Annotated in this window: 23 protein-coding genes; 15 read left to right on the top strand and 8 right to left on the bottom strand. The window is 55.5% G+C overall.

The features are described from left to right. Positions 1-150: 150 nt before the first annotated feature. The 8 genes from metG to AC1MEA_RS12835 all read left to right on the top strand — a co-directional run bounded on the left by metG (position 151) and on the right by AC1MEA_RS12835 (position 6994). Complete coding sequence (gene metG / locus AC1MEA_RS12870) at positions 151-2193, top strand: methionine--tRNA ligase (RefSeq protein WP_480918074.1); 2043 nt, start codon at positions 151-153, stop codon at positions 2191-2193. Between the two features lie 128 nt (positions 2194-2321). Beyond that, positions 2322-2909 (top strand): electron transport complex protein RnfA, encoded by a 588-nt coding sequence (locus tag AC1MEA_RS12865; RefSeq protein ID WP_480918073.1) that lies wholly within the window; start codon positions 2322-2324, stop codon positions 2907-2909. Further along, positions 2906-3772 (top strand): electron transport complex subunit RsxB, encoded by an 867-nt coding sequence (gene rsxB / locus AC1MEA_RS12860; protein WP_480918072.1) that lies wholly within the window; start codon positions 2906-2908, stop codon positions 3770-3772. Before AC1MEA_RS12865 ends, rsxB begins: the two co-directional genes overlap by 4 nt. After that, positions 3759-4793 (top strand): RnfABCDGE type electron transport complex subunit D, encoded by a 1035-nt coding sequence (locus AC1MEA_RS12855; RefSeq protein ID WP_480918071.1) that lies wholly within the window; start codon positions 3759-3761, stop codon positions 4791-4793. The genes rsxB and AC1MEA_RS12855 overlap by 14 nt, the downstream gene beginning before the upstream one ends. Beyond that, positions 4786-5409 (top strand): RnfABCDGE type electron transport complex subunit G, encoded by a 624-nt coding sequence (locus AC1MEA_RS12850; protein ID WP_480918070.1) that lies wholly within the window; start codon positions 4786-4788, stop codon positions 5407-5409. Before AC1MEA_RS12855 ends, AC1MEA_RS12850 begins: the two co-directional genes overlap by 8 nt. Further along, positions 5406-6071 carry an Rnf-Nqr domain containing protein gene (locus AC1MEA_RS12845; protein WP_480918069.1) on the top strand — a complete coding sequence of 222 codons (666 nt, stop codon included), beginning with the start codon at positions 5406-5408 and terminating at the stop codon, positions 6069-6071. Before AC1MEA_RS12850 ends, AC1MEA_RS12845 begins: the two co-directional genes overlap by 4 nt. Beyond that, positions 6068-6706: an endonuclease III gene (gene nth, locus AC1MEA_RS12840; protein ID WP_219064171.1), complete on the top strand. Its 639-nt coding sequence runs from the start codon at positions 6068-6070 to the stop codon at positions 6704-6706. Before AC1MEA_RS12845 ends, nth begins: the two co-directional genes overlap by 4 nt. Before the next feature lie 105 nt (positions 6707-6811). Beyond that, positions 6812-6994, top strand: coding sequence for a PA3496 family putative envelope integrity protein (locus tag AC1MEA_RS12835; protein ID WP_219064172.1), 183 nt, complete (start codon positions 6812-6814; stop codon positions 6992-6994). A 176-nt stretch (positions 6995-7170) separates the two neighbouring features. Here the strand turns inward: AC1MEA_RS12835 and AC1MEA_RS12830 are convergent, their stop codons facing one another. After that, positions 7171-7797 carry a response regulator transcription factor gene (locus AC1MEA_RS12830; protein WP_322181415.1) on the bottom strand — a complete coding sequence of 209 codons (627 nt, stop codon included), beginning with the start codon at positions 7795-7797 and terminating at the stop codon, positions 7171-7173. Between the two features lie 1343 nt (positions 7798-9140). On the opposite strand from AC1MEA_RS12830, the gene AC1MEA_RS12825 reads away from it, so the two are divergent. The 3 genes from AC1MEA_RS12825 to AC1MEA_RS12815 all read left to right on the top strand — a co-directional run bounded on the left by AC1MEA_RS12825 (position 9141) and on the right by AC1MEA_RS12815 (position 11316). Next, on the top strand, positions 9141-9686 hold the full coding sequence (locus AC1MEA_RS12825; protein WP_480918068.1) for a hypothetical protein: 546 nt from the start codon (positions 9141-9143) through the stop codon (positions 9684-9686). 367 nt (positions 9687-10053) lie between these two features. Next, the gene (locus AC1MEA_RS12820; RefSeq protein WP_480918067.1) at positions 10054-10674 is read left to right on the top strand and encodes a hypothetical protein; all 621 of its coding nucleotides are present in this window, start codon (positions 10054-10056) and stop codon (positions 10672-10674) included. Between the two features lie 363 nt (positions 10675-11037). Continuing rightward, positions 11038-11316, top strand: a complete 279-nt coding sequence (locus tag AC1MEA_RS12815; RefSeq protein ID WP_480918066.1) for a hypothetical protein — start codon at positions 11038-11040, stop codon at positions 11314-11316. Positions 11317-11536: 220 nt separating this feature from the next. On the opposite strand, the gene AC1MEA_RS12810 is transcribed toward AC1MEA_RS12815, so the two are convergent. Together AC1MEA_RS12810 and AC1MEA_RS12805 are read right to left on the bottom strand one after the other, a co-directional pair. Beyond that, positions 11537-12754, bottom strand: coding sequence for an argininosuccinate synthase (locus AC1MEA_RS12810; protein WP_219064177.1), 1218 nt, complete (start codon positions 12752-12754; stop codon positions 11537-11539). A 129-nt stretch (positions 12755-12883) separates the two neighbouring features. Beyond that, positions 12884-13789, bottom strand: coding sequence for a flagellar protein MotY (locus AC1MEA_RS12805; RefSeq protein WP_449634670.1), 906 nt, complete (start codon positions 13787-13789; stop codon positions 12884-12886). Positions 13790-13916: 127 nt separating this feature from the next. Between AC1MEA_RS12805 and pyrC the strand changes: the two genes are divergently transcribed. From pyrC to bfr, 4 genes are all read left to right on the top strand, one after another. Continuing rightward, positions 13917-14963: a dihydroorotase gene (gene pyrC / locus AC1MEA_RS12800; protein ID WP_480918065.1), complete on the top strand. Its 1047-nt coding sequence runs from the start codon at positions 13917-13919 to the stop codon at positions 14961-14963. Continuing rightward, the gene (gene rnt / locus AC1MEA_RS12795) at positions 14960-15643 is read left to right on the top strand and encodes a ribonuclease T (protein WP_219064180.1); all 684 of its coding nucleotides are present in this window, start codon (positions 14960-14962) and stop codon (positions 15641-15643) included. Before pyrC ends, rnt begins: the two co-directional genes overlap by 4 nt. A 249-nt stretch (positions 15644-15892) precedes the next feature. Then, a complete protein-coding gene (locus AC1MEA_RS12790; protein ID WP_219064181.1) occupies positions 15893-16111 on the top strand; it encodes a bacterioferritin-associated ferredoxin in 219 nt (72 codons plus the stop codon). A gap of 200 nt (positions 16112-16311) precedes the next feature. Then, positions 16312-16782, top strand: a complete 471-nt coding sequence (gene bfr / locus AC1MEA_RS12785) for a bacterioferritin (protein ID WP_219064182.1) — start codon at positions 16312-16314, stop codon at positions 16780-16782. Between the two features lie 143 nt (positions 16783-16925). Here the strand turns inward: bfr and AC1MEA_RS12780 are convergent, their stop codons facing one another. Genes AC1MEA_RS12780 through sctI form a run of 5 tightly spaced genes read right to left on the bottom strand, consistent with a single transcriptional unit; the run spans position 16926 to position 19660 of the window. After that, positions 16926-17378: a hypothetical protein gene (locus AC1MEA_RS12780; RefSeq protein ID WP_480918064.1), complete on the bottom strand. Its 453-nt coding sequence runs from the start codon at positions 17376-17378 to the stop codon at positions 16926-16928. Then, complete coding sequence (locus AC1MEA_RS12775) at positions 17365-18099, bottom strand: oxygen-regulated invasion protein OrgB (protein ID WP_480918063.1); 735 nt, start codon at positions 18097-18099, stop codon at positions 17365-17367. Before AC1MEA_RS12775 ends, AC1MEA_RS12780 begins: the two co-directional genes overlap by 14 nt. Continuing rightward, entirely contained in the window at positions 18071-18640 is a 570-nt protein-coding gene (locus AC1MEA_RS12770; protein ID WP_480918062.1) for a protein OrgA, read from the bottom strand. The genes AC1MEA_RS12775 and AC1MEA_RS12770 overlap by 29 nt, the downstream gene beginning before the upstream one ends. Next, the gene (locus AC1MEA_RS12765; RefSeq protein WP_480918061.1) at positions 18624-19355 is read right to left on the bottom strand and encodes an EscJ/YscJ/HrcJ family type III secretion inner membrane ring protein; all 732 of its coding nucleotides are present in this window, start codon (positions 19353-19355) and stop codon (positions 18624-18626) included. The genes AC1MEA_RS12770 and AC1MEA_RS12765 overlap by 17 nt, the downstream gene beginning before the upstream one ends. Continuing rightward, positions 19352-19660 (bottom strand): type III secretion system inner rod subunit SctI, encoded by a 309-nt coding sequence (gene sctI, locus AC1MEA_RS12760; RefSeq protein ID WP_480918060.1) that lies wholly within the window; start codon positions 19658-19660, stop codon positions 19352-19354. The genes AC1MEA_RS12765 and sctI overlap by 4 nt, the downstream gene beginning before the upstream one ends. Between the last annotated feature and the right edge of the window lie 54 nt (positions 19661-19714).

Raw genomic sequence — 19714 nt, 5'->3', positions numbered from 1 at the left:
CTATCCTACCCCTTCTGAAAGGTGCCGGCATGCTTTCACAGCATGCCGATCTGTTGGCTGATCACGGGCAATGCTCGCCAACGGGGTGAAATATATCGCCCAGACCTTTATAGTGACCGACCTCCGTTTCACTTCAAATAGCCGAGCCCCATGTCCGAGCCACGCAAGATTCTCGTCACCAGCGCCCTGCCCTATGCCAATGGATCGATCCACCTTGGCCATATGCTTGAGTACATCCAGACCGATATGTGGGTGCGCTTCCAGAAGCATCGCGGCAATCAGTGCATCTATGTCTGCGCGGACGACGCCCACGGCTCGGCAATCATGCTGCGTGCTGAAAAAGAAGGGATTACCCCGGAACAGCTGATCGACAACGTCAAGGCTGAACACAGCGCCGACTTTGCCGACTTCCTGGTGGATTTTGATAATTTCCACTCGACCCACTCCGACGAAAACCGTGAGCTGTCGAGCCTGATCTATACCCGCTTGCGCGACGCTGGTCATATCGCTACCCGTTCGATTACCCAGTATTTCGACCCGGAAAAGCAGATGTTCCTGGCCGACCGGTTCATCAAGGGCACCTGCCCTAAATGCGGCACCGAAGATCAGTACGGCGATAACTGCGAAAAGTGCGGCGCGACCTACGCTCCGACCGACCTGAAAGACCCGAAATCGGCGATTTCCGGGGCAACTCCGGTACTGAAAGAGTCCCAGCACTTCTTCTTCAAGCTGCCAGACTTCGATGCCATGCTCAAAAGCTGGACCCGCAGCGGCACATTGCAGGACGCCGTGGCGAACAAAATCGCCGAATGGCTGGATGCAGGCCTGCAACAGTGGGACATTTCACGCGATGCCCCGTATTTCGGTTTCGAGATTCCAGGCGAGCCGGGCAAGTACTTCTATGTCTGGCTGGACGCGCCAATTGGTTACATGGCCAGCTTCAAGAACCTTTGCGCACGCCGTCCTGACCTGGACTTCGATGCTTACTGGGCCAAAGATGCCAAGACCGAGCTGTACCACTTCATTGGCAAGGACATCATCAACTTCCACGCCTTGTTCTGGCCAGCCATGCTCGAAGGTGCAGGTTTCCGTAAGCCAAACGCAATCAACGTCCACGGCTACCTGACCGTCAACGGCCAGAAAATGTCGAAATCGCGCGGCACCTTCATCAAGGCCCGTACGTACCTGGACAACCTGTCGCCGGAATACCTGCGCTATTACTACGCGGCCAAGCTCGGCCGGGGCGTCGACGACCTGGACCTGAACCTGGAAGACTTCGTGCAAAAGGTCAATTCCGACCTGATCGGCAAAGTGGTCAACATTGCCAGCCGTTGCGCCGGTTTCATCCATAAAGGCAACGCCGGCGTGCTGGTCGCAGGCAATGCCGCGCCAGAATTGACCGACGCGTTCCTTGCCACCGCCCCCAGCATCGCCGACGCCTACGAAACGCGCGACTTTGCTCGCGCCATGCGCGAAATCATGGGCCTGGCCGACCGCGCCAACGCCTACATCGCAGAAAAAGCACCCTGGTCGCTGGCCAAACAGGAAGGCAAGCAAGACGAAGTCCAGGCTGTTTGTGCGCTGGGCATCAACCTGTTCCGCCAACTGGTGATTTTCCTCAAACCCGTCTTGCCGCTGCTGGCAGCCGACGCAGAGGCCTTCCTGAACGTCGCGCCGCTGACCTGGAACGACCACCAGACGCTCCTGAACAATCATCAGCTCAATCCGTTCCAGGCGCTGATGACCCGAATCGACCCCGTAAAAGTGCAAGCCATGACCGACGCCTCGAAAGAAGACCTGACCGCCAGCCAGACCTCCCCTGCCCCACAAGGTAATGGCGAACTGGTCAAAGAACCGTTGGCCGCCGAGATCGATTTCGGTGCATTCGAAGCAGTAGACCTTCGCGTGGCCCTGATCCTCAAGGCCGAACACGTTGAAGGCGCCGACAAGCTCCTGCGCCTGACCCTGGATATTGGCGACGAACAGCGCAATGTCTTTTCCGGAATCAAGAGCGCCTATCCGAATCCAGCCGAGCTGGAAGGTCGCCTGACCATGATGATCGCCAACCTCAAACCACGCAAAATGCGCTTTGGCATCTCCGAAGGCATGGTGATGGCGGCGGGTCCTGGTGGCGAAGAAATCTACCTGCTCAGCCCGGACAGCGGCGCCAAGCCTGGTCAACGCATCAAGTAAGCCCGACAAAAAGCCCGCGAACAGTGCTGTTCGTGGGCTTTTTTATGGAAGAAGTACGGCCTGCATCCTTGCCGGGTACTATCTTTCTTAAAGGCTCCCTCGCCTGATCGCTCACTCCCGGCATGACCATGACCGACTTCATCCTCACCCTCATCAGCGCCGCATTGATCAACAATCTCGTATTGCAATTGCCGCTGGGTGTCGACCCGCTACTCAAGGCCTCGCGCCACTCTGACTTCACCCGCTCGCAGGTGCATGCACTGGGTATCGCAACCGCCTGGATAATGCTTTCAGGCACGCTCATCAGTTACCTGCTGTATCGCTATCTGCTGATGCCGCTGGAGCTGACGTACCTGCGTTTGTTTGTATTCCTGCCGGTCAGCGTAGTGTTGATCACGCCCTGCTTATCCATGCTTTCTCGATTCTTGCCGCGATTGCCCTTCGACGGGCTGTGGCCGCTACTGCTGGGTAACGCCGGGATTCTCGGGTTGGCGTTGCTGAGCGCACAGGCCGATAAGGGAATTTTCTTTACGCTGGCGTTGAGCCTTGGGGCCGGACTGGGTTTCTGGTGGGTACTGAGCCTGTTTCACGATCTTCGTCAACGTATTCATACCCAGGATGTTCCACTGCCTTTTCGCGGCATGCCGATCGAACTGATCAGCGCCGGTTTGATGGGACTGGCCTTTCTCGGCTTCAGTGGGCTGGTCAAACCATGAACCTGATTCAACATATCGATGCGCTGCTGCCGCAGACACAGTGTGGCAAATGTGGGCATCCCGGCTGCAAGCCCTATGCAGAAGGAATCGCCAGCGGCGAAGCGATCAATAAGTGCCCGCCCGGCGGCGACGAAACCATCGCCGCACTCGCCCGGCTACTGGAAGTCCCTGTCGTACCACTGGACCTCGAGCGCGGCCCCGCGCCAGCGCAGATCGCCTTCATCCGTGAAGCCGAGTGCATTGGCTGCACCAAATGCATTCAGGCCTGCCCGATAGATGCCATCGTTGGCGCCGCAAAACTGATGCACACCGTCATCATCGATGAGTGCACAGGTTGCGATCTGTGCGTGGCGCCTTGCCCAGTGGATTGCATCGAAATGCACCCGTTGCCACTCAGCGTGATCCCCGTCGTTGGCGGCATGGCGTTTAACAGCGAAGCGCAACAAGCCCGCGCCAGCAAGCGTAACCATGCGCGCCGACGTTTCGAGCTGCGCAATGACCGGCTGCGCCGCGAAGAAGAGCATAAGCAGGCCGAACGGCTGGCCCGCGCTCAACGCCCAGCTCAAACACCCGTAACCGCAGCAACGCCTGCACTCAATCCCGTACAGGCCGCCATCGAGCGCATCCGGGCGCAAAAAGCTGCGGCCAATGACCAGGCCCTGAAAAAAGCCAAGATTGCCTTGGCAATGAGCCGGGCGCAGTTGAACAAGTCGCTCAAGGCTTTCGGCCATCCGCCCACCGCCGAACAGCAAGCGCAACTGGTCGTGTTACAGCGCGAATTCGAAGCCGCCGAACACACCTTGATCACGCTTGAAGCAAACGCCCAGACGCAACCCAAGGTCGACGCTCATGCCACCGCCTGAAGCAGCCGCCAGCCCGACCGAACAGGTCAGCGAGCGCCTGCAAAAGACCATGAGCCTGGTGTTACTGGCCACGGTACCTGGCGCACTGGTGCTCTTGTGGTTTTATGGATGGGGCGTTTTGATCAATTGGCTACTGGCGGCCAGCATGGCCTTGGCAGCCGAAGCCCTGGTGCTCACGTTGCGTCAACAGCCACTCAAGCCCTCGCTGAGCGACGGCAGCGCACTGGTCAGCGCAACGCTGCTGGCATTCGCCTTGCCGCCCTATTCACCGTGGTGGCTGACGCTGCTGGCCAGCGGCTTTGCGCTGCTGTGTGGCAAGCACCTGTTCGGTGGCGTGGGGAAAAACCCATTCAATCCGGCCATGCTTGGGTATGCCTTGGTGCTGGTGTCGTTTCCGCAACAGATGAACCACTGGCCCGCGCCTCACGGCCTGAACCTGATGGGCGGCCTGCAACAGATTTTCGGTTTCAGTCTCGGCTCGACGACGCCACCCGATGCCTGGGCTCAAGCCACTGCGCTGGACGCCTTGCGGATCAACAAAAGCCTGACCATCGACGAACTGTTCGCGGGCAATCTGTCATTCGGCCAATTCGGCGGCAAAGGTGCAGAGTGGGTCAACCTGGCATTTCTCCTGGGAGGTGTGTTTCTGCTGCAACGCCGGGTAATCGCCTGGCATGCGCCAGCGGGAATGCTCGGTAGCCTGTTTATCATCAGCTTGCTCTGCTGGAACGGTTCGGGGTCGGATTCCCATGGCTCGCCGCTGTTCCACCTGCTGACTGGTGCAAGCATGCTCGGCGCGTTCTTTATCGCGACAGAACCGGTGTCCGGCCCCAAAAGCCCGCACGCACGCCTCTTGTTTGGCGCCGGAGTGGGCGTGATCACCTACCTGATTCGCACGTGGGGCGCCTACCCTGACGGGGTCGCTTTCGCGGTGCTGTTGATGAACCTTACAGTGCCTGCGCTGGAGCGCCTGGAGCGAATGCGGCCTTCCGAAGAGAACCCGGAACCGCGTCATGAATAAACCCTCCAGAGCACTCAGCGTGTTGATCATTACCCTCATCGCCTGTGTCGGCGCGGGCCTGACGATCGCTCTGCAACACGGCGCAAGCGCGCGAATCATCGCGGCGCGTGAGGCGGCTCAGGCACAAGCGTTTCTATCGATTCTGCCACCGGACAGTTTCGACAATCACCCCTTGCAGCACCCTTTGACCTTGCCTGAGCGCACGCCTGCAACCCAGACAGTCATCGCCGCGTACCTTGCAACGCTAGGTGATCAGCCCAGCGCCATCCTTTTCCACAGCCAGACACAAGGCTACTCCGGGGCCATCGAGCTGCTGATTGGCGTTTCGACCACTGGCAAACTGATCGGTGTAAAAGTCCTCAAGCAAAGCGAAACACCGGGTCTGGGCGCGCGTATCGCGACCGAACCTGGCTGGCTGGCACGCTTTCTCGGCAAATCAACGAATGACCCGGCAGAGTCGGGTTGGGCATTGAAAAAAGACAACGGCCAATTCGATCAGATCGCGGGGGCGACGATTACGTCTCGAGCCGCCACCGGTGCGATCCATGAAACACTGCAATTCTTCGATGCCTATCGAGCGCAACTCCTGTCGCCATCCACAGGTAACCCGCCATGAGCGAGCGAGCGCAACAGAACAACGACTTCAGTCCCCTTCTTGGCCCGCTGAGCCTGACACCCCTCCTGGGTGTCACTGATTCGCTCGTACGGGCCATGGGGCTCTTGTTGGTCCTATGGATTGTCGGCGGCCTGCACAATGTATTGATCCGGTGGATGCGCCCGCTACTGAACCCCGGCTCGCACCTGCTCGCCAGCGCACTGCTGGCCGCCGCACTGGTCAGTTGCGCTGAACTGGTGTTGCAGGCCCAAGCGCTGGCGCTCTATCAGGGCCTGGGGATCTACCTGGCATTGATCGGCACTCATTGCGTGCTGAGCGAGTGCACAAGCGACGTGACTGACGACCGGACTCAGAATTATCCCACGCTGATCGTTCTGTTCAGCGTATTGATGCTGACCCTCGGGCTGCTGCGCGAGTTACTGGGCAACGGCACCCTGTTCAGCCATGCCCAGTGGCTGTTCGGCGCAAATGCGACACATTGGGAAGTGAATGTATTTTCAGGGGGGCTGCACCTTGCCCTCCTGACGCCAGGAGGGTTTATCCTGCTAGGAGTGCTCCTGGCTGCGAGAAACGTCTGGGCAAGCCGCTCAGGCCCAATTCGAACGCCTGATGCCGAGAACATCGATCGACTCTCCGCCTCCAAGGAAACGCTTCAGCCATGAATGCCGCAAAACGCCTGGAAATTTTCCGTCGCCTGCGCGAAGACAATCCGGAACCTAAAACCGAATTGGCCTACAGCTCACCGTTCGAACTGCTGATCTCCGTGATTCTTTCGGCCCAAGCGACAGATGTCGGGGTAAACAAAGCCACCGCGCGCCTGTATCCGGTGGCCAATACTCCTCAAGCGATTTACGACCTGGGCGTGGCGGGCTTGTCCGAGTACATAAAAACCATCGGCCTCTACAACAGCAAAGCAAAAAACGTCATCGAGACCTGCAGGATGCTGGTCGAACTGCACGGTGGTCAGGTACCGCAGACCCGAGAAGCGCTGGAAGCACTGCCGGGCGTCGGACGCAAAACCGCCAACGTCGTTCTTAACACCGCTTTTCGCCAACTGACCATGGCGGTCGACACCCATATCTTCCGCGTCAGCAATCGCACAGGCATCGCCCCCGGCAAGAATGTAGTCGAGGTGGAGAAGCAATTGATGAAGTTTATTCCGAAGGATTTCCTGCTCGATGCTCATCACTGGCTCATCCTGCATGGCCGTTATGTTTGCCAGGCCCGAAAGCCCCGTTGTGGCAGTTGCAGGATAGAAGACCTCTGCGAATACAAGGACAAGACGTCTGACGATTGAGCGATAGAGGTTCCAGGGGGCAATCGATTGAAAAAATCTTTTTTACCCGGTCAGGAATTGTCGCTATAAGGTGCGCCAATGACAGCCTAAGCCTGGAGTCACTTTATGAGCACTGGCAAAGAGCAACTGGACGCAGAAGACGACTTCGCTACCGTCGAAGCGGATGACGACGAGCAGGCGCCTGTGGAGCAGGCAAAGACCAATTTGAGCAAACGTCGCACCATCGACAATCTTCTGGAAGAGCGGCGCTTGCAGAAGCAACTAGCCGAGTATGACTTCGACCTTTAAAGCATCGAATCTACCCGACCTCAATGCCTGGCAGCCTCTTATTCCAAAGGGCTTGCCCGTATAAAGCCTCTCACTCGCGAGAGGCTTTATCGATGATGAGTTATCCATAACGACCACGGCAAAGCCCGTTCTCTCTCCAATATTCCTGCTATCCCCGAGCATGGCGAAACGATGTCTCAGACCAGCCCATTGCGCTGAGCGAGCTCAATCAAATCAACCAAAGAACGGGCGTTAAGCTTGAGCAACAGGCGCGTCTTGTAGGTACTGACAGTTTTATTGCTCAAAAACATCCCGTCAGCAATTTCTTTGTTGGTTTTACCGCGAGCCAGCTGCTGCAACACCATCATCTCTCGGCCAGACAGCCGATCGACCATATCCGCCTCACTGGCGTTCCCCAGGCTTGAGCGCACGGAATGAAGTGCCTGGTTGGGGAAATAACTGTAGCCCGACAACACTGCCTTGATCGCACTCAGCAGCTCAGTGAGATCCTGTTGTTTACAGACATAGCCGGCAGCACCGGCTTGCATGCAGCGCATGGAAAAATGCCCCGGAGCTTGCGAGGTCAGAATCAGAACCTTGAAAGGCAACGTCATGGCTGTCAGACGGGCGATAACCTCCAGCCCGTCCAGCTTGGGGATACCTATGTCAAGAATAACGATGTCGGGCAAATGCTCGCGAGCCAGTTGCAAGGCGTCCACGCCATTATCCGTTTCCGCGATGACCTCATAGCCATGGCGCTCCATTAGCATGCGTACAGCAAGGCGAATGACGGGGTGATCATCCACGATCAGCACTTTATTCATGGGCAAGTCCAATTTTCGCTGTTCGATTTTTTAGAGTCAGCACAATAGCCTAGTCGTTTAGTGCTTTGCATAGCGCCCCCCCCCCGAGGACCAACAGCCAGAGACCATTCCTACATATACGACAGATACGCCCTACAAAAGACGCCATGCGCGATGTACTTTTTGATCCTTTTGACAATCGGCAACCCTCAGTGGCGGATGAAATGGTTTCAGCTTCATTTGCTGATCTCCAGCATCGTGATTCACGTAATAGAATTATCACCGTTTGGTCAAGCACTGATCCGACACCTCGATAAACTATTCAATCCTGACCTCGATTTCATTTTCGAGCATGCGAGGAGTGAAACCGAGACCTGACACTTTCAGTGATCACTCAGGATCCTGCGCGGCACAAATATAGCCATAAGCCATATTCCCAACGCTTTCAACCCTCAGTCTGCGGTGCCGGAAACTAATCGTTGAACAGGGCATCAGTGAGCAATGAACGCACTGATGAAAGCGCGTGTCGACCCTCTGTTTATTCAGAGATATGTCGGATTGTCGGACACAATACAGAGCAACGGTCATAAATTATTACCGATTATATTGCGTGTGTCTCAGCAAGACCTACAAATATAGAATTTAAAATCCACGCACTTGCACAGCTTTTTTATTATCTTCATCCACTTTAGGAAAAAAGCCACACGGCATTCAGAAAAGTCCTAAAGCCCGCACACCCACTCAACCTGTCACCTACAGGAATACTTAACCCAATCGAACTGAATAGACAGTCCACATCACCGCGCAGGTTATTTTCGCCGCAGTCTTAAAAGCCCATTTAGTAAACAAGGTACGGCTCCGGAGTGCAGACCTGAAAAAGCCATCAACCTTACAACAAAATGCATATCTCCCTATACAAAGAGCTCATCCGACCTAGAGTTAATGCTATTCGTTGAACACTGGCCATACCTGGCGACACGAAGAGGAAACGTACTACATCACATTAAGAATACCGACACCGCCATTGTAAGGAACTCGCACAACTCGCCACGCAATTCATGCAAAGCACTTTTTTCACTTGCAAATTCTATTACCAGTCGTTACTTTTTATCAGCAGCGACTCTATTAGAACGTATACCTGCCCTGCTTATTCGAATCACTGAGTAAAGTTGCTCACCGAGCCTGCACACTATGCCGCCCGTGATTCGGCAATCTCATTGATTGTTGAGCGAACCCATTAAACTCGACAACTTAAAATCCGCCTTTTCAAGAGCCCTTGCTTTTCCGGCATAACCGGATAGAAGCGACTCACACCCTATGGTGTGCCCACTCCCCCAGCAGCATACAAACACAGGCCTATTACCATGAACAATAAAGACCCCCATTCCCGCCCTAAACATGCGCCTCTACTGGATTTGGCGACTGCCGTTGACCAGTTCATTCAGCGAGGAGGCGTTATCAATGTTATCCCGATTGGAGAAACCGCAGAGACTATCCTGGCGTCGGAAATCCCCACCCGCCTTGATATAGATCTGGAGGAAGACACCCATAAAAAGCTGGAACTATTGAAAAGTTTGGTGGCCAAGGGTGCTGGCGTCAATGCCCTCCAATACTCCCTGAGGATGAACAAGAAGGATGTGAGACGCATGGCTGGGGAGCACGGCCTGAAGATATCCTATAGCAGACCTATTCGCGGTATCCGGAATGAAAAGAAGGTAGAGCCTGCTACCGTTGATGACGACATTGCAGGCCACGCCATGCATTATTCCAGCCTGGGGTATACGGCATGGGAGATCGCTCAGAAATTGAACTTGAGCGTGCGTCAGGTATGGAAAATCGGGCAGGACTATCGATTTGAATTCAGACAAGCCCGCGACAGAACCGACTCACGCGACTTGCCTGAGGCGTAACACATTGAGCACCCCGACCTTCATCCGAGCCTGCTCTTGTGGGTAACGCAGCCTACCAAAACCGGTGTAAGCGTGATGACCGCATCACCGTCAGCCTTGATGCCTCGCAAGGACCGGTTTTGGACTTTTCAACCCTTGCCTGCCAGCGCCAGGCAACCTCAAGCCCGTTGCTAACCGACGTCATCGAAAAGCCCCACAGCGTCCCTCTCTAATAACTACAGAACTTAGTTATCTATCGCAATTTACTCTGACCCCGCTGCTACCGTTAAACATGCCCGCTCGGGCTTGCCTATTGCAAAAATTCCAGCAATCCGCTTAAACAATATTACTTACCCCACATCAACTGATGCTACCCCCAGGAACTAACATGAATAAAAACTCCATCACTGGCATGAACCCCGTGCGTATAATTGCGTTGTTCGCCGCGCTCTCCGAAGCCTCCGCCGCCACGGCGCTGCCCTTTTTACACGAGGACAACCAGGCTATTTATGTTTGGTTCCTCATTGCTTTCCCTTGCACCCTGACGTTTATGTTTTTTTTGACATTAAATTTCAACTACAAAGCCCTCTATGCCCCTTCTGATTTTTCCAATGAAAAAAACTTTATAAAAGTTTCAAAAAAAACCGATCCTTCTTCTAAAGACACTCCGCAGCATGCCGCACTCAAAGTGCCTGCCACCGGAAACAAGAAGAAATCATTCTCGAAACTCTTGCTCCACCCTGCCAATAGACTGGACGTTTTTTATGGAGGGCCCCTCTCCTGTCAGCGCGACTTAAAGAATATTCTATCCCTGCTCACTGCCCAGGACGGCCCCTCTCACAGCAGCGCATCTCAATCAACCCGGTGGATTCTAGTGCTCAAAGACTGGGACGAACCAATGCCCCACGATGAGCTCATTGAGTTAATTAACCACTGGACAACAAGCACGCCATATACCGATATTTTCGCCGTATGGGTGATTGAATCAAACACCGTTTCCTTTCTGTGAAAACGCCCAAAACTCTGGAACACAATTCAACTGCCCGCTGCCCACCGTAGGAACAACACGGCGGCCGTCATGGGTAACTCTAAAATTCACAATGCTCTATTTACTTTATTGCGTAGGCGCTCACCTTGAACAGACGCGGCTTTTTCTTCCAGCGCTGTCCGACCAACGATAACAGCCTTACATTCCTTGGATGAATCTGAAAGGAACCGCTTAAATTCAGACTCTTTTTTAGCCGTGTGACGCGGCACGTCTTTCTATAAAAACAGCTAATGTAATGAGAAGCCGAGTACACATATTTCCCGCCTTAAACGCACACGTAACCTACCCCAACAAGTTCGTACCTACGACCGAGAGAACACGACAATGACGCTATTAAAAGACTATCACGACACCCAAAAAGCGCTTGAACAACAACTGCTGTTGCTGGCGTCACTCAAAAAAAATTTATCGTTAACAAAGGAGCTGGAGTTCGAGAAAAAAATCAAAGCGTTGATGACGCGCTACAGCAAAACGCTGAAAGACGTCGTTACACTTTTTGACACCGCTGCACCGCTTACTAGCACGACTGTTCACGAACGTCCTGTCACGTACACAACGGGCGCCAAGAGACTGAAGAAGACACCCGAATCAAAGCGTCAGTGATCCATTTCACGAGCGTACCCGCGACGGCAGAGTTGAATCACAGGGCGACCTGGCAGCCCCTATGCGATGACCTGGCAGCGCTAAAAAGCGTTGCCAGACCAAATTCAACGCTGGCCCTTGACCCGCTTCCATTGGAAAGACGGGTCAAGGGTTCTATCGCTTCCGTGCACAAATACCGCAAAAAAACCCTGGTTTATTCAACGGCACCCGGCACCGGCCATCAGAACAACTTACGGCCTTTGTTTGCAGCGATGCGCATGCGCAGAGCATTCAATTTGATAAAGCCGGCCGCGTCCGCCTGGTTGTAAGCGCCGCCGTCCTCTTCAAACGTCGCAATGTTTGCATCGAACAACGACTCGTCAGATTTACGACCTGTGACGATGACATTGCCTTTATACAGCTTCAGACGCACAACACCGTTCACGTGGGCTTGAGACGCGTCGATCATCTGTTGCAACATCAGACGCTCAGGGCTCCACCAGTAGCCGGTGTAAATCATGCTGGCGTACTTAGGCATCAACTCGTCTTTGAGGTGAGCGACTTCACGGTCCAGGGTGATTGACTCAATGGCGCGGTGGGCGCGCAGCATGATGGTGCCACCTGGGGTCTCATAACAGCCACGAGACTTCATGCCAACATAACGGTTCTCGACGATATCCAGACGTCCGATACCGTTTTCGCCGCCGATGCGGTTCAGGGTGGCCAATACTGTCGCAGGCGTCATATCTACGCCATCCAGCGCCACGATATCGCCATTGCGATACGTCAGCTCAAGATACGTTGCAACGTTCGGCGCGTCCTCTGGGGACTTGGTCCAACGCCACATGTCTTCTTCGTGCTCAGTCCAGGTGTCTTCCAGCACGCCGCCTTCATAGGAGATGTGCAGCAGGTTGGCATCCATGGAGTACGGCGACTTCTTCTTGCCGTGGCGCTCGATCGGGATGGAGTGCTTCTCAGCGTAATCCATCAGTTTTTCGCGCGACAGCAGATCCCATTCACGCCACGGGGCAATCACCTTGACGCCGGGCTTGAGGGCGTAAGCGCCCAGCTCGAAACGAACCTGATCGTTGCCTTTGCCGGTGGCGCCATGGGAAATGGCATCAGCGCCGGTTTCGTTGGCGATTTCGATCAGACGTTTGGCGATCAGCGGACGCGCGATGGAGGTCCCCAGCAGGTACTCGCCTTCGTAGACGGTATTGGCACGGAACATCGGGAACACGAAATCGCGCACGAACTCTTCGCGCAGATCGTCAATGTAGATTTCTTTCACGCCCATGGCTTTTGCCTTGGCACGCGCGGGCTCGACTTCTTCGCCTTGGCCCAAGTCAGCAGTGAAGGTCACTACTTCGCAGTTGTACGTGTCCTGCAGCCACTTGAGGATTACCGAAGTATCCAAGCCACCGGAATACGCGAGAACTACCTTGTTTACGTCCGCCATGCCATCACTCCACCGGGTTGTACGGAAAACCGGTGATTCTACCGCTCAAACCTATCAATTTACAGAGGCGCGACAGCGTGTGACGACGAAGCGACAGTTAGTGTCGAGAGTACGACCGATTCATGCGGTTCAGGACGTGGCAGCCGCATTGCTCGCAGCCGCAACAGGTGCGGGCTCATCAGGCGCGACACGTTCCAGCTGGATGTTGACCCGACGGTTGCGCGCACGGTTGGCGGCATTGGTGTTGGGCACCAGCGGATAGCGCTCGCCATGAAAGCGCAGGGTTATCTGTTTTTCCTGCACGCCTTGAGTCTTGAAGAAGTCCATCACCGCCAACGCCCTGCGCCGCGACATATCGCGATTGGTCAGGCGATTACCGCTGTTATCAGAATGGCCATCGAGTTCGATGTGGTTAACGGTGGGATCGGCTTTGAGGAACTCAGCGATAACTTGCAGCTTTGCCCGCGCTGGCGCATCAAGATCGACGCCGTTACCCGGGAAACCTATTTGCGCCTGCTTGACCTGTTCGAAGTTCATCGGTAGCAATTTGGCGGTACAGGCCTGGTAATCACTGAACGCCTTGTTGAACCTGACCGGTAACAGCCGCACTTCCACGGCACTACCACCCTCTTGGGAGTAATGACGAATAACCGGACTGCGACCTTCAAGCAAGCCTGCCATCAGGCGCCCGGCCTGACCTTGAGAGCTATTGAAGGGAATGCCGCCATTGCTCATTTTGACCGAGCCCAGATTGATATCACCGCGCCCCGGCTGCCAGGGCGCTGCCGCCGCCAACAGGGTCGCAGAACCCGAGCCGAGCATACTGCCGCTAGCCTTGAGACGAAACGTGGCCTGCTCACCCGCGCGGCGCACGAATTCGCCCACACCGAAATCGGTGATAGGTTGGGTCAGGCGACACTCAAATTTGTCGCCTTCGACTTTCCATTCGATACTCTCCAGACGCGTCTGGAAAGTGATAGCCACTGCCGGCAGACTGGCAAACACGCTGAGCAAGGCTAGATAACGCTGGCGCACGGGAGGCTCCACTAGAAAACTGCATACGTCTGGCTATCGGTAACTTCCCGGAAAACTTGATAGCGAGTGCCTGGAAGAGTCTTTTCCGGTAGCATTCCCAGCGAGTTTGACCCGCCTGGAATCCCCAATGTCTGACCGCCTGACCCTTCTGCGTCCCGACGACTGGCACATTCACCTCCGTGATGGAGCTGTTTTGCCTCACACCGTCGCTGACGTAGCGCGTACTTTTGGACGCGCAATCATCATGCCGAACCTGGTGCCTCCCGTGCGTAATGCACAGGAAGCTGACGCCTATCGCCAGCGCATTCTTGCTGCGCGCCCGGCAGGCAGCCACTTCGAACCGCTGATGGTGCTGTACCTGACCGACCTGACCCAGCCGCAGGATATACGCGCGGCCAAGGCCAGCGGATTTGTCCATGCCGCCAAGCTGTACCCGGCCGGGGCAACCACCAACTCCGATTCCGGCGTCACCAGCATCGACAAAATTTTCCCGGCGCTCGAAACCATGGCTGAAGTCGGCCTGCCGCTTCTGGTCCACGGGGAAGTGACCCGTAGCGAAATCGACGTTTTCGACCGTGAAAAAATCTTCATCGATGAGCATTTACGTCGAGTGGTTGAGCGCTTCCCAGCGCTGAAGGTAGTTTTCGAACACATCACCACCCGCGAAGCCGTGCAGTTCGTGAACGACGCTTCGGCGAACGTCGGGGCGACGATCACCGCCCATCACCTGCTTTACAACCGCAACCACATGTTGGTCGGTGGCATTCGCCCACACTTCTATTGCCTGCCGATTCTCAAACGCAACACTCACCAGGAAGCATTGCTCGATGCCGCCACCAGTGGCAGCGCGAAATTCTTCCTCGGTACCGATTCAGCGCCTCACGCCCAGCAGGCCAAAGAAGCGGCGTGCGGCTGTGCCGGTTGCTACACCGCTTACGCTGCCATCGAGCTGTACGCCGAAGCGTTCGAACAACGCAATGCCCTGGACAAACTGGAAGGTTTCGCCAGCGTTCACGGCCCGGCGTTCTATGGCCTGGCACCCAACCGCGACACCATAACGCTGGTCCGTGATGAATGGACCGCACCTACCAGCCTGCCATTTGGCACGCTGTCCGTAATTCCGCTGCGCGCCGGTGAAAAACTGCGCTGGCGCCTGCTAGAGGAACACGCGTGAGCGAAGATCATTTCGACGACGAACAGGACGGTCATGGCGGCGGAGGCGGAGGCGGCTCTCGGCACCCGATGGCTGCCCGTTTCCGCGGCTATCTGCCGGTCGTTATCGACGTAGAAACCGGCGGGTTCAACTCGGCGACCGATGCGCTGCTGGAAATCGCCGCAGTCACGATCGGCATGGACGAAAAAGGCTTCGTGTTCCCTGAGCACACTTACTTCTTCCGTGTTGAGCCGTTCGAAGGCGCCAATATCGAAGCTGCCGCGCTGGAGTTCACCGGCATCAAGCTCGATCACCCGCTGCGCATGGCAGTCAGCGAAGAAACCGCGCTGACCGACATCTTCCGTGGTGTTCGCAAAGCCCTGAAAGCCAATGGCTGCAAACGCGCGATTCTGGTGGGGCATAACGCCAGTTTCGACCTCGGCTTCGTAAACGCTGCCGTCGCGCGCCTCGACATGAAGCGCAACCCTTTCCACCCGTTCTCCAGTTTCGACACCGCGACCCTCGCCGGTTTGGCATACGGTCAAACCGTGCTCGCCAAGGCCTGTCAGACCGCGGACATCGACTTTGATGGCCGTGAAGCACACTCGGCCCGCTACGACACCGAAAAAACCGCAGAGCTGTTCTGCGGCATCGTCAACCGCTGGAAACAAATGGGCGGCTGGGAAGACTTCAACGACTGAAGCCTGACCTGCTCTCTGAGAACCGGCCCACGTGGCCGGTTTTTTTTATGTTTGCTGACCTGCCCGGAACAAGGTCGACACATTCAAACCTGCCTACAGGACAAAACTGGCTTATCCGCCACCTCCCCATCGTTCCCTGCCCGTAGTCGACAGCTCTAATCCGGGCCTCAGATAAACTGCTTTGACAAGCATTCTCATTACCATTAGTATCTCCAGCACTGAGTCATCAACCAGCGACGGTTCTCACTTATGTATGTCTGCCTCTGCCAAGGTGTTACTGATGGGCAAATCCGGGACGCGATCCTTGAGGGTTGCTGCAGTTACCGTGATGTCCGCCAAACATTGGGCGTTGCCAGCCAATGTGGCAAATGCGCCACCGTTGCCAAAGCCGTCGTGCGTGAGACCCTGACTGAGCTGCAAAGCAGCCAGGTGATGCTGGCCTACCCCGCAGAATTTTCAGCTGCCTGAATATCGCCTTGTCAAAGGACCGGACCGTGTGTCCGGTTTTTTTATGTCTTTAATTCAAACGCTTAGCCCATAAATGCAGAACTAAAACGCTCTTATCAGCATTTAATTCGACTTATTATTCAATACCTTAGGTTTGACAGCCCCTATAGTGCGGCTCAGACTCCGAGCTTATCTACATCAGCCATAGACAGGACCTCGACATGAAAGGCGACATCACCGTCATCCAGCATCTCAACAAGATCCTCGGAAACGAGCTGGTCGCAATCAATCAATACTTTCTGCATGCCCGCATGTATGAAGATTGGGGCCTGAAAAAACTCGGCGCGCACGAGTACCACGAATCCATCGACGAGATGAAGCACGCTGACAAGCTGATCAAGCGCATTCTGTTCCTGGAAGGCCTGCCTAACGTACAAGACCTGGGCAAGATCCTGATCGGCGAGCACACCAAGGAAATGCTTGAGTGCGACCTCAAAATCGAAAAAATAGCACTGGCTGACCTCAAAGCGGCCATCGCTCACTTTGAAGTGGTTGGCGACTTCGGTAGCCGTGAGCTGCTCGAGGATATTCTCGAATCCGAAGAAGAGCATATCGACTGGCTTGAAACCCAGTTAGGCTTGATAGATAAAGTCGGGATCGAGAACTACTTGCAGTCGCAGATGGGCGACTGATTTGACGGCTGCGCATCAATAAAAACGCCCCGATTTTTCGGGGCGTTTTGCTAAGAGTGAGTGAATCAAAAAGGCCAGTTTCGCAGGATCCATCCTGTTCTCGCACAAAGAAACAGCCTGCATGCCAATTTTTTATAGCGGGATCACCACTCAATATTTTCCCGGCTATCCTCATCGTCCGAAGGGTTCATAGCGTCACGCATATACGCGGTGAGCATGAAGTTCATGCTAAACGCGCTACCAAATGCTTTCATGGCGCTTTTGTAGGCATTGCTGTCTATCTGCCCCTCTTCCTTGAGTCTGGCCATCGCCAGTTGCAGCACTTCCATCTGCGCAGCCGTAGTTCTGAACGTTTTTTCTCCGTCAGCACCGACATGGTTCTTCAAGAACTCCAACGCGTTGAAATTTTCATCCTGACGCATTAGCGCCGAATAGAAGTTGTCGAAGTCAGGCTGCGAGCGTGCGTCAACGGCATTGGCAGCGTCCTCCCCAGGCGCAATAGCGGTTTTCACGCGCGCCTCAAGGGCCGACACAGATTGCTGCCCGCCAGCACCTGAAAATTGCGTAATAGTTGAAAGCGCATCAATGGTCATCATCGCTGCAAGCTCCTGGTTGAAGGTGGGAAGCATCTAAAGGCGGCTCATCATCTTGATCGGTATAACCCGCAACCAGTTGCTTGAGCACGTGCACAGCCTGCTGATCCAGGCTGCGCACCGCAGCAGGCAAACCCTTAAGCTGCGTTAGTAATCGTGGGGCCAAGCGAGCCTGAATTGACTCAATGTCGAACTCCAGCACTTGGTCGGCCAGACGCAACAAATAACGCTCTTGCGCGTGGTACTCAATGGACACTGGCCCCGACCACAGCTCCCGTAAACGGCTGGCCAGCGACATGTCTTTTGCCCTGCAACGCTGGGGCAGTACCACCTGCAACGTGCACTGCGCGCTTCGGTCCTGGCCGTTCAACCACTGGCTCAGCACATCGTCAAGCCATTCGTCACGCTGAAGCAACGTGCGCAGCAGTTGCGCGGCGCTTTGCCCTAACTCGGTTCGTAACTGCTCGGTCAACGTGCAACTTTGCACCAGCATCCTTGCCATTTCCGTGCTGGCCTGCAGCATCGCCTGGGCATAACCCTCCTGAAACGCAAAGGCGCGAATCAAATCGACTTCGGCATTGGCCTCGGCAATACAGTCGCGAGCGCGTCGTTGAGCCTGTTCGAGCAACAAACGGCGATGGCGGGCAGCTACGATATCCTCACGCGAAAACCTCCCGTCATTGGGAGAGGGAACATCAGTGAGTGTTCGGATGGACTCGAGCATGTTGTACCGCCAATGTTAATAAAGCCGCATCGGGAATCACCGTTGGCATGAGTTGTTGCCATTCGACGACCTGAAGGGAGAATTGCAGGGGCAAGCACTTGACCAAGGCATCGGGCAGTTGTGCTCGCCAAGCCAGCAGCGCATTGAGGCCAATGGCCTGTAGCTGTTCGCCTAGCGCGCCCTGACACGCTACGAATGCCGACAAGCGCGGCGCCACCGAGCACGGAGCAAAGCCACGTTCGCAAGCCGTCAACTGTTGTACCCGCGCGCCCCTGGCAAGGTGCGGCCAAGCCGCTTGTGCGCCGATCAGGCTGGCGACCTGTGGCAACAGCGTCCAGTTATCGATGCACAGATCACCTGCCGCTGAGATCTGAGTCTGCAAACAACGCTCGTTCAGACCCAACCCCCGCCGCAGAATGCCATTGAGCACCTCACGGGCCTTCGGGCTATCCATCAACAGCGGCAGGCTCAGCCGTTGCGCATGAAGGTAGTCCAGAGGGTGGGCGACAATGCCCTGCAACCGCTCAGCGCGCGACGACATCGTCTGTTCCATCGCGTGGGCGATGGCGCTGCCACCAGAACACGCCCGTGCCTGCACTGATCAGTAGCACTAACAGCACCACCGACCAATACCAACCGACGTGGGTGCCACGAGGCTCCAACGAAGGTAACGCATGCTGGATCGCTGAACGTTTGGACAACACCACCGAGATATTATCGTAGGAGACCTCGGCAAAGCTGTTCTTCAAAAAACGCTTGATATCGCTGATCAACAACTGCGGTTCGACATCGGATTCGTAAACTACCAGCGCCGACAGATGAACAGGGGCAGTCTTGCGCCCGCCTTCTCCGGCATCCACGTCATAGCTGACGTGCACGCGCGCGGTGGCAATACTTTCCAGGGTCTTCAGCGACTGCTCAAGACGCTGCTCCAAGGCCGAATACAGCCGGGCTTTTTCGGCACGGGGCGACGCCACCAGTGAGTCTGCCGGAAACATCTGGGCGACTTCCACTCGAGGACTGGAGGGCAGCGAGTACAACGTGAGCAGGTCAACCGCTGCTGCAAAATCAGATGGGCGAACATTTACGCTGAAACCTGTCTTGCCGGTCGCTACCTTGTTGGCCGCAATGTTATTGCGCTGCAACACCGAAACCACTTCATTAGCCTGCAGTTGGTCGAGCCCCTCTAGAAGAGTCGGCTCGCGGCATCCCACCAGCATCAGACACAGCAGCGCCAGCGCTGCAAACTGCTTCATGATGACCGCAGCAAGGTTTCAGCAGTGCTCACGCCTTTACGCACCAAGGTGTTAATCATCGATACATCGACCGTGTACTCACCGATGCGTTGTTGCAATACGGCCAGAACTTCCGGATCAGTGATATCCGAACGCTTGGTCATCGCTTCGACCGTCGAAGCCTTGCGCCCCGTGTCAATCGCAGACTCCGCGAATGCCTGGAGAAGACGATCCTCAAGGTTCACCACTGACGCCTCACCGGGCACCTGCAATTGGGCGACCTGAGTCTGGTCAATACCCGGCGTTGAAATACTTTGAATAGACATAAAAATCTTCTCCGAAACGCTGGCGACGACGAATGTCTGACCGCCAGCCAAAAT

This window comes from Pseudomonas sp. ASL8, from assembly GCF_056680355.1.
Note: the sequence above shows the minus strand (reverse complement) of the source record. Positions and strands in the feature narration are given on the sequence as shown.

Excerpts from the sequence above, each read along its gene's own strand:
- metG (WP_480918074.1), top strand. The coding sequence starts at position 151 with ATGTCCGAGCCACGCAAGATTCTCGTCACCAGCGCCCTGCCCTATGCC.
- AC1MEA_RS12865 (WP_480918073.1), top strand. The coding sequence starts at position 2,322 with ATGACCGACTTCATCCTCACCCTCATCAGCGCCGCATTGATCAACAAT.
- rsxB (WP_480918072.1), top strand. The coding sequence starts at position 2,906 with ATGAACCTGATTCAACATATCGATGCGCTGCTGCCGCAGACACAGTGT.
- AC1MEA_RS12855 (WP_480918071.1), top strand. The coding sequence starts at position 3,759 with ATGCCACCGCCTGAAGCAGCCGCCAGCCCGACCGAACAGGTCAGCGAG.
- AC1MEA_RS12850 (WP_480918070.1), top strand. The coding sequence starts at position 4,786 with ATGAATAAACCCTCCAGAGCACTCAGCGTGTTGATCATTACCCTCATC.
- AC1MEA_RS12845 (WP_480918069.1), top strand. The coding sequence starts at position 5,406 with ATGAGCGAGCGAGCGCAACAGAACAACGACTTCAGTCCCCTTCTTGGC.
- nth (WP_219064171.1), top strand. The coding sequence starts at position 6,068 with ATGAATGCCGCAAAACGCCTGGAAATTTTCCGTCGCCTGCGCGAAGAC.
- AC1MEA_RS12835 (WP_219064172.1), top strand. The coding sequence starts at position 6,812 with ATGAGCACTGGCAAAGAGCAACTGGACGCAGAAGACGACTTCGCTACC.
- AC1MEA_RS12830 (WP_322181415.1), bottom strand. The coding sequence starts at position 7,797 with ATGAATAAAGTGCTGATCGTGGATGATCACCCCGTCATTCGCCTTGCT.
- AC1MEA_RS12825 (WP_480918068.1), top strand. The coding sequence starts at position 9,141 with ATGAACAATAAAGACCCCCATTCCCGCCCTAAACATGCGCCTCTACTG.
- AC1MEA_RS12820 (WP_480918067.1), top strand. The coding sequence starts at position 10,054 with ATGAATAAAAACTCCATCACTGGCATGAACCCCGTGCGTATAATTGCG.
- AC1MEA_RS12815 (WP_480918066.1), top strand. The coding sequence starts at position 11,038 with ATGACGCTATTAAAAGACTATCACGACACCCAAAAAGCGCTTGAACAA.
- AC1MEA_RS12810 (WP_219064177.1), bottom strand. The coding sequence starts at position 12,754 with ATGGCGGACGTAAACAAGGTAGTTCTCGCGTATTCCGGTGGCTTGGAT.
- pyrC (WP_480918065.1), top strand. The coding sequence starts at position 13,917 with ATGTCTGACCGCCTGACCCTTCTGCGTCCCGACGACTGGCACATTCAC.
- AC1MEA_RS12790 (WP_219064181.1), top strand. The coding sequence starts at position 15,893 with ATGTATGTCTGCCTCTGCCAAGGTGTTACTGATGGGCAAATCCGGGAC.
- bfr (WP_219064182.1), top strand. The coding sequence starts at position 16,312 with ATGAAAGGCGACATCACCGTCATCCAGCATCTCAACAAGATCCTCGGA.
- AC1MEA_RS12780 (WP_480918064.1), bottom strand. The coding sequence starts at position 17,378 with ATGATGACCATTGATGCGCTTTCAACTATTACGCAATTTTCAGGTGCT.
- AC1MEA_RS12775 (WP_480918063.1), bottom strand. The coding sequence starts at position 18,099 with ATGCTCGAGTCCATCCGAACACTCACTGATGTTCCCTCTCCCAATGAC.
- AC1MEA_RS12770 (WP_480918062.1), bottom strand. The coding sequence starts at position 18,640 with ATGTCGTCGCGCGCTGAGCGGTTGCAGGGCATTGTCGCCCACCCTCTG.
- AC1MEA_RS12765 (WP_480918061.1), bottom strand. The coding sequence starts at position 19,355 with ATGAAGCAGTTTGCAGCGCTGGCGCTGCTGTGTCTGATGCTGGTGGGA.
- sctI (WP_480918060.1), bottom strand. The coding sequence starts at position 19,660 with ATGTCTATTCAAAGTATTTCAACGCCGGGTATTGACCAGACTCAGGTC.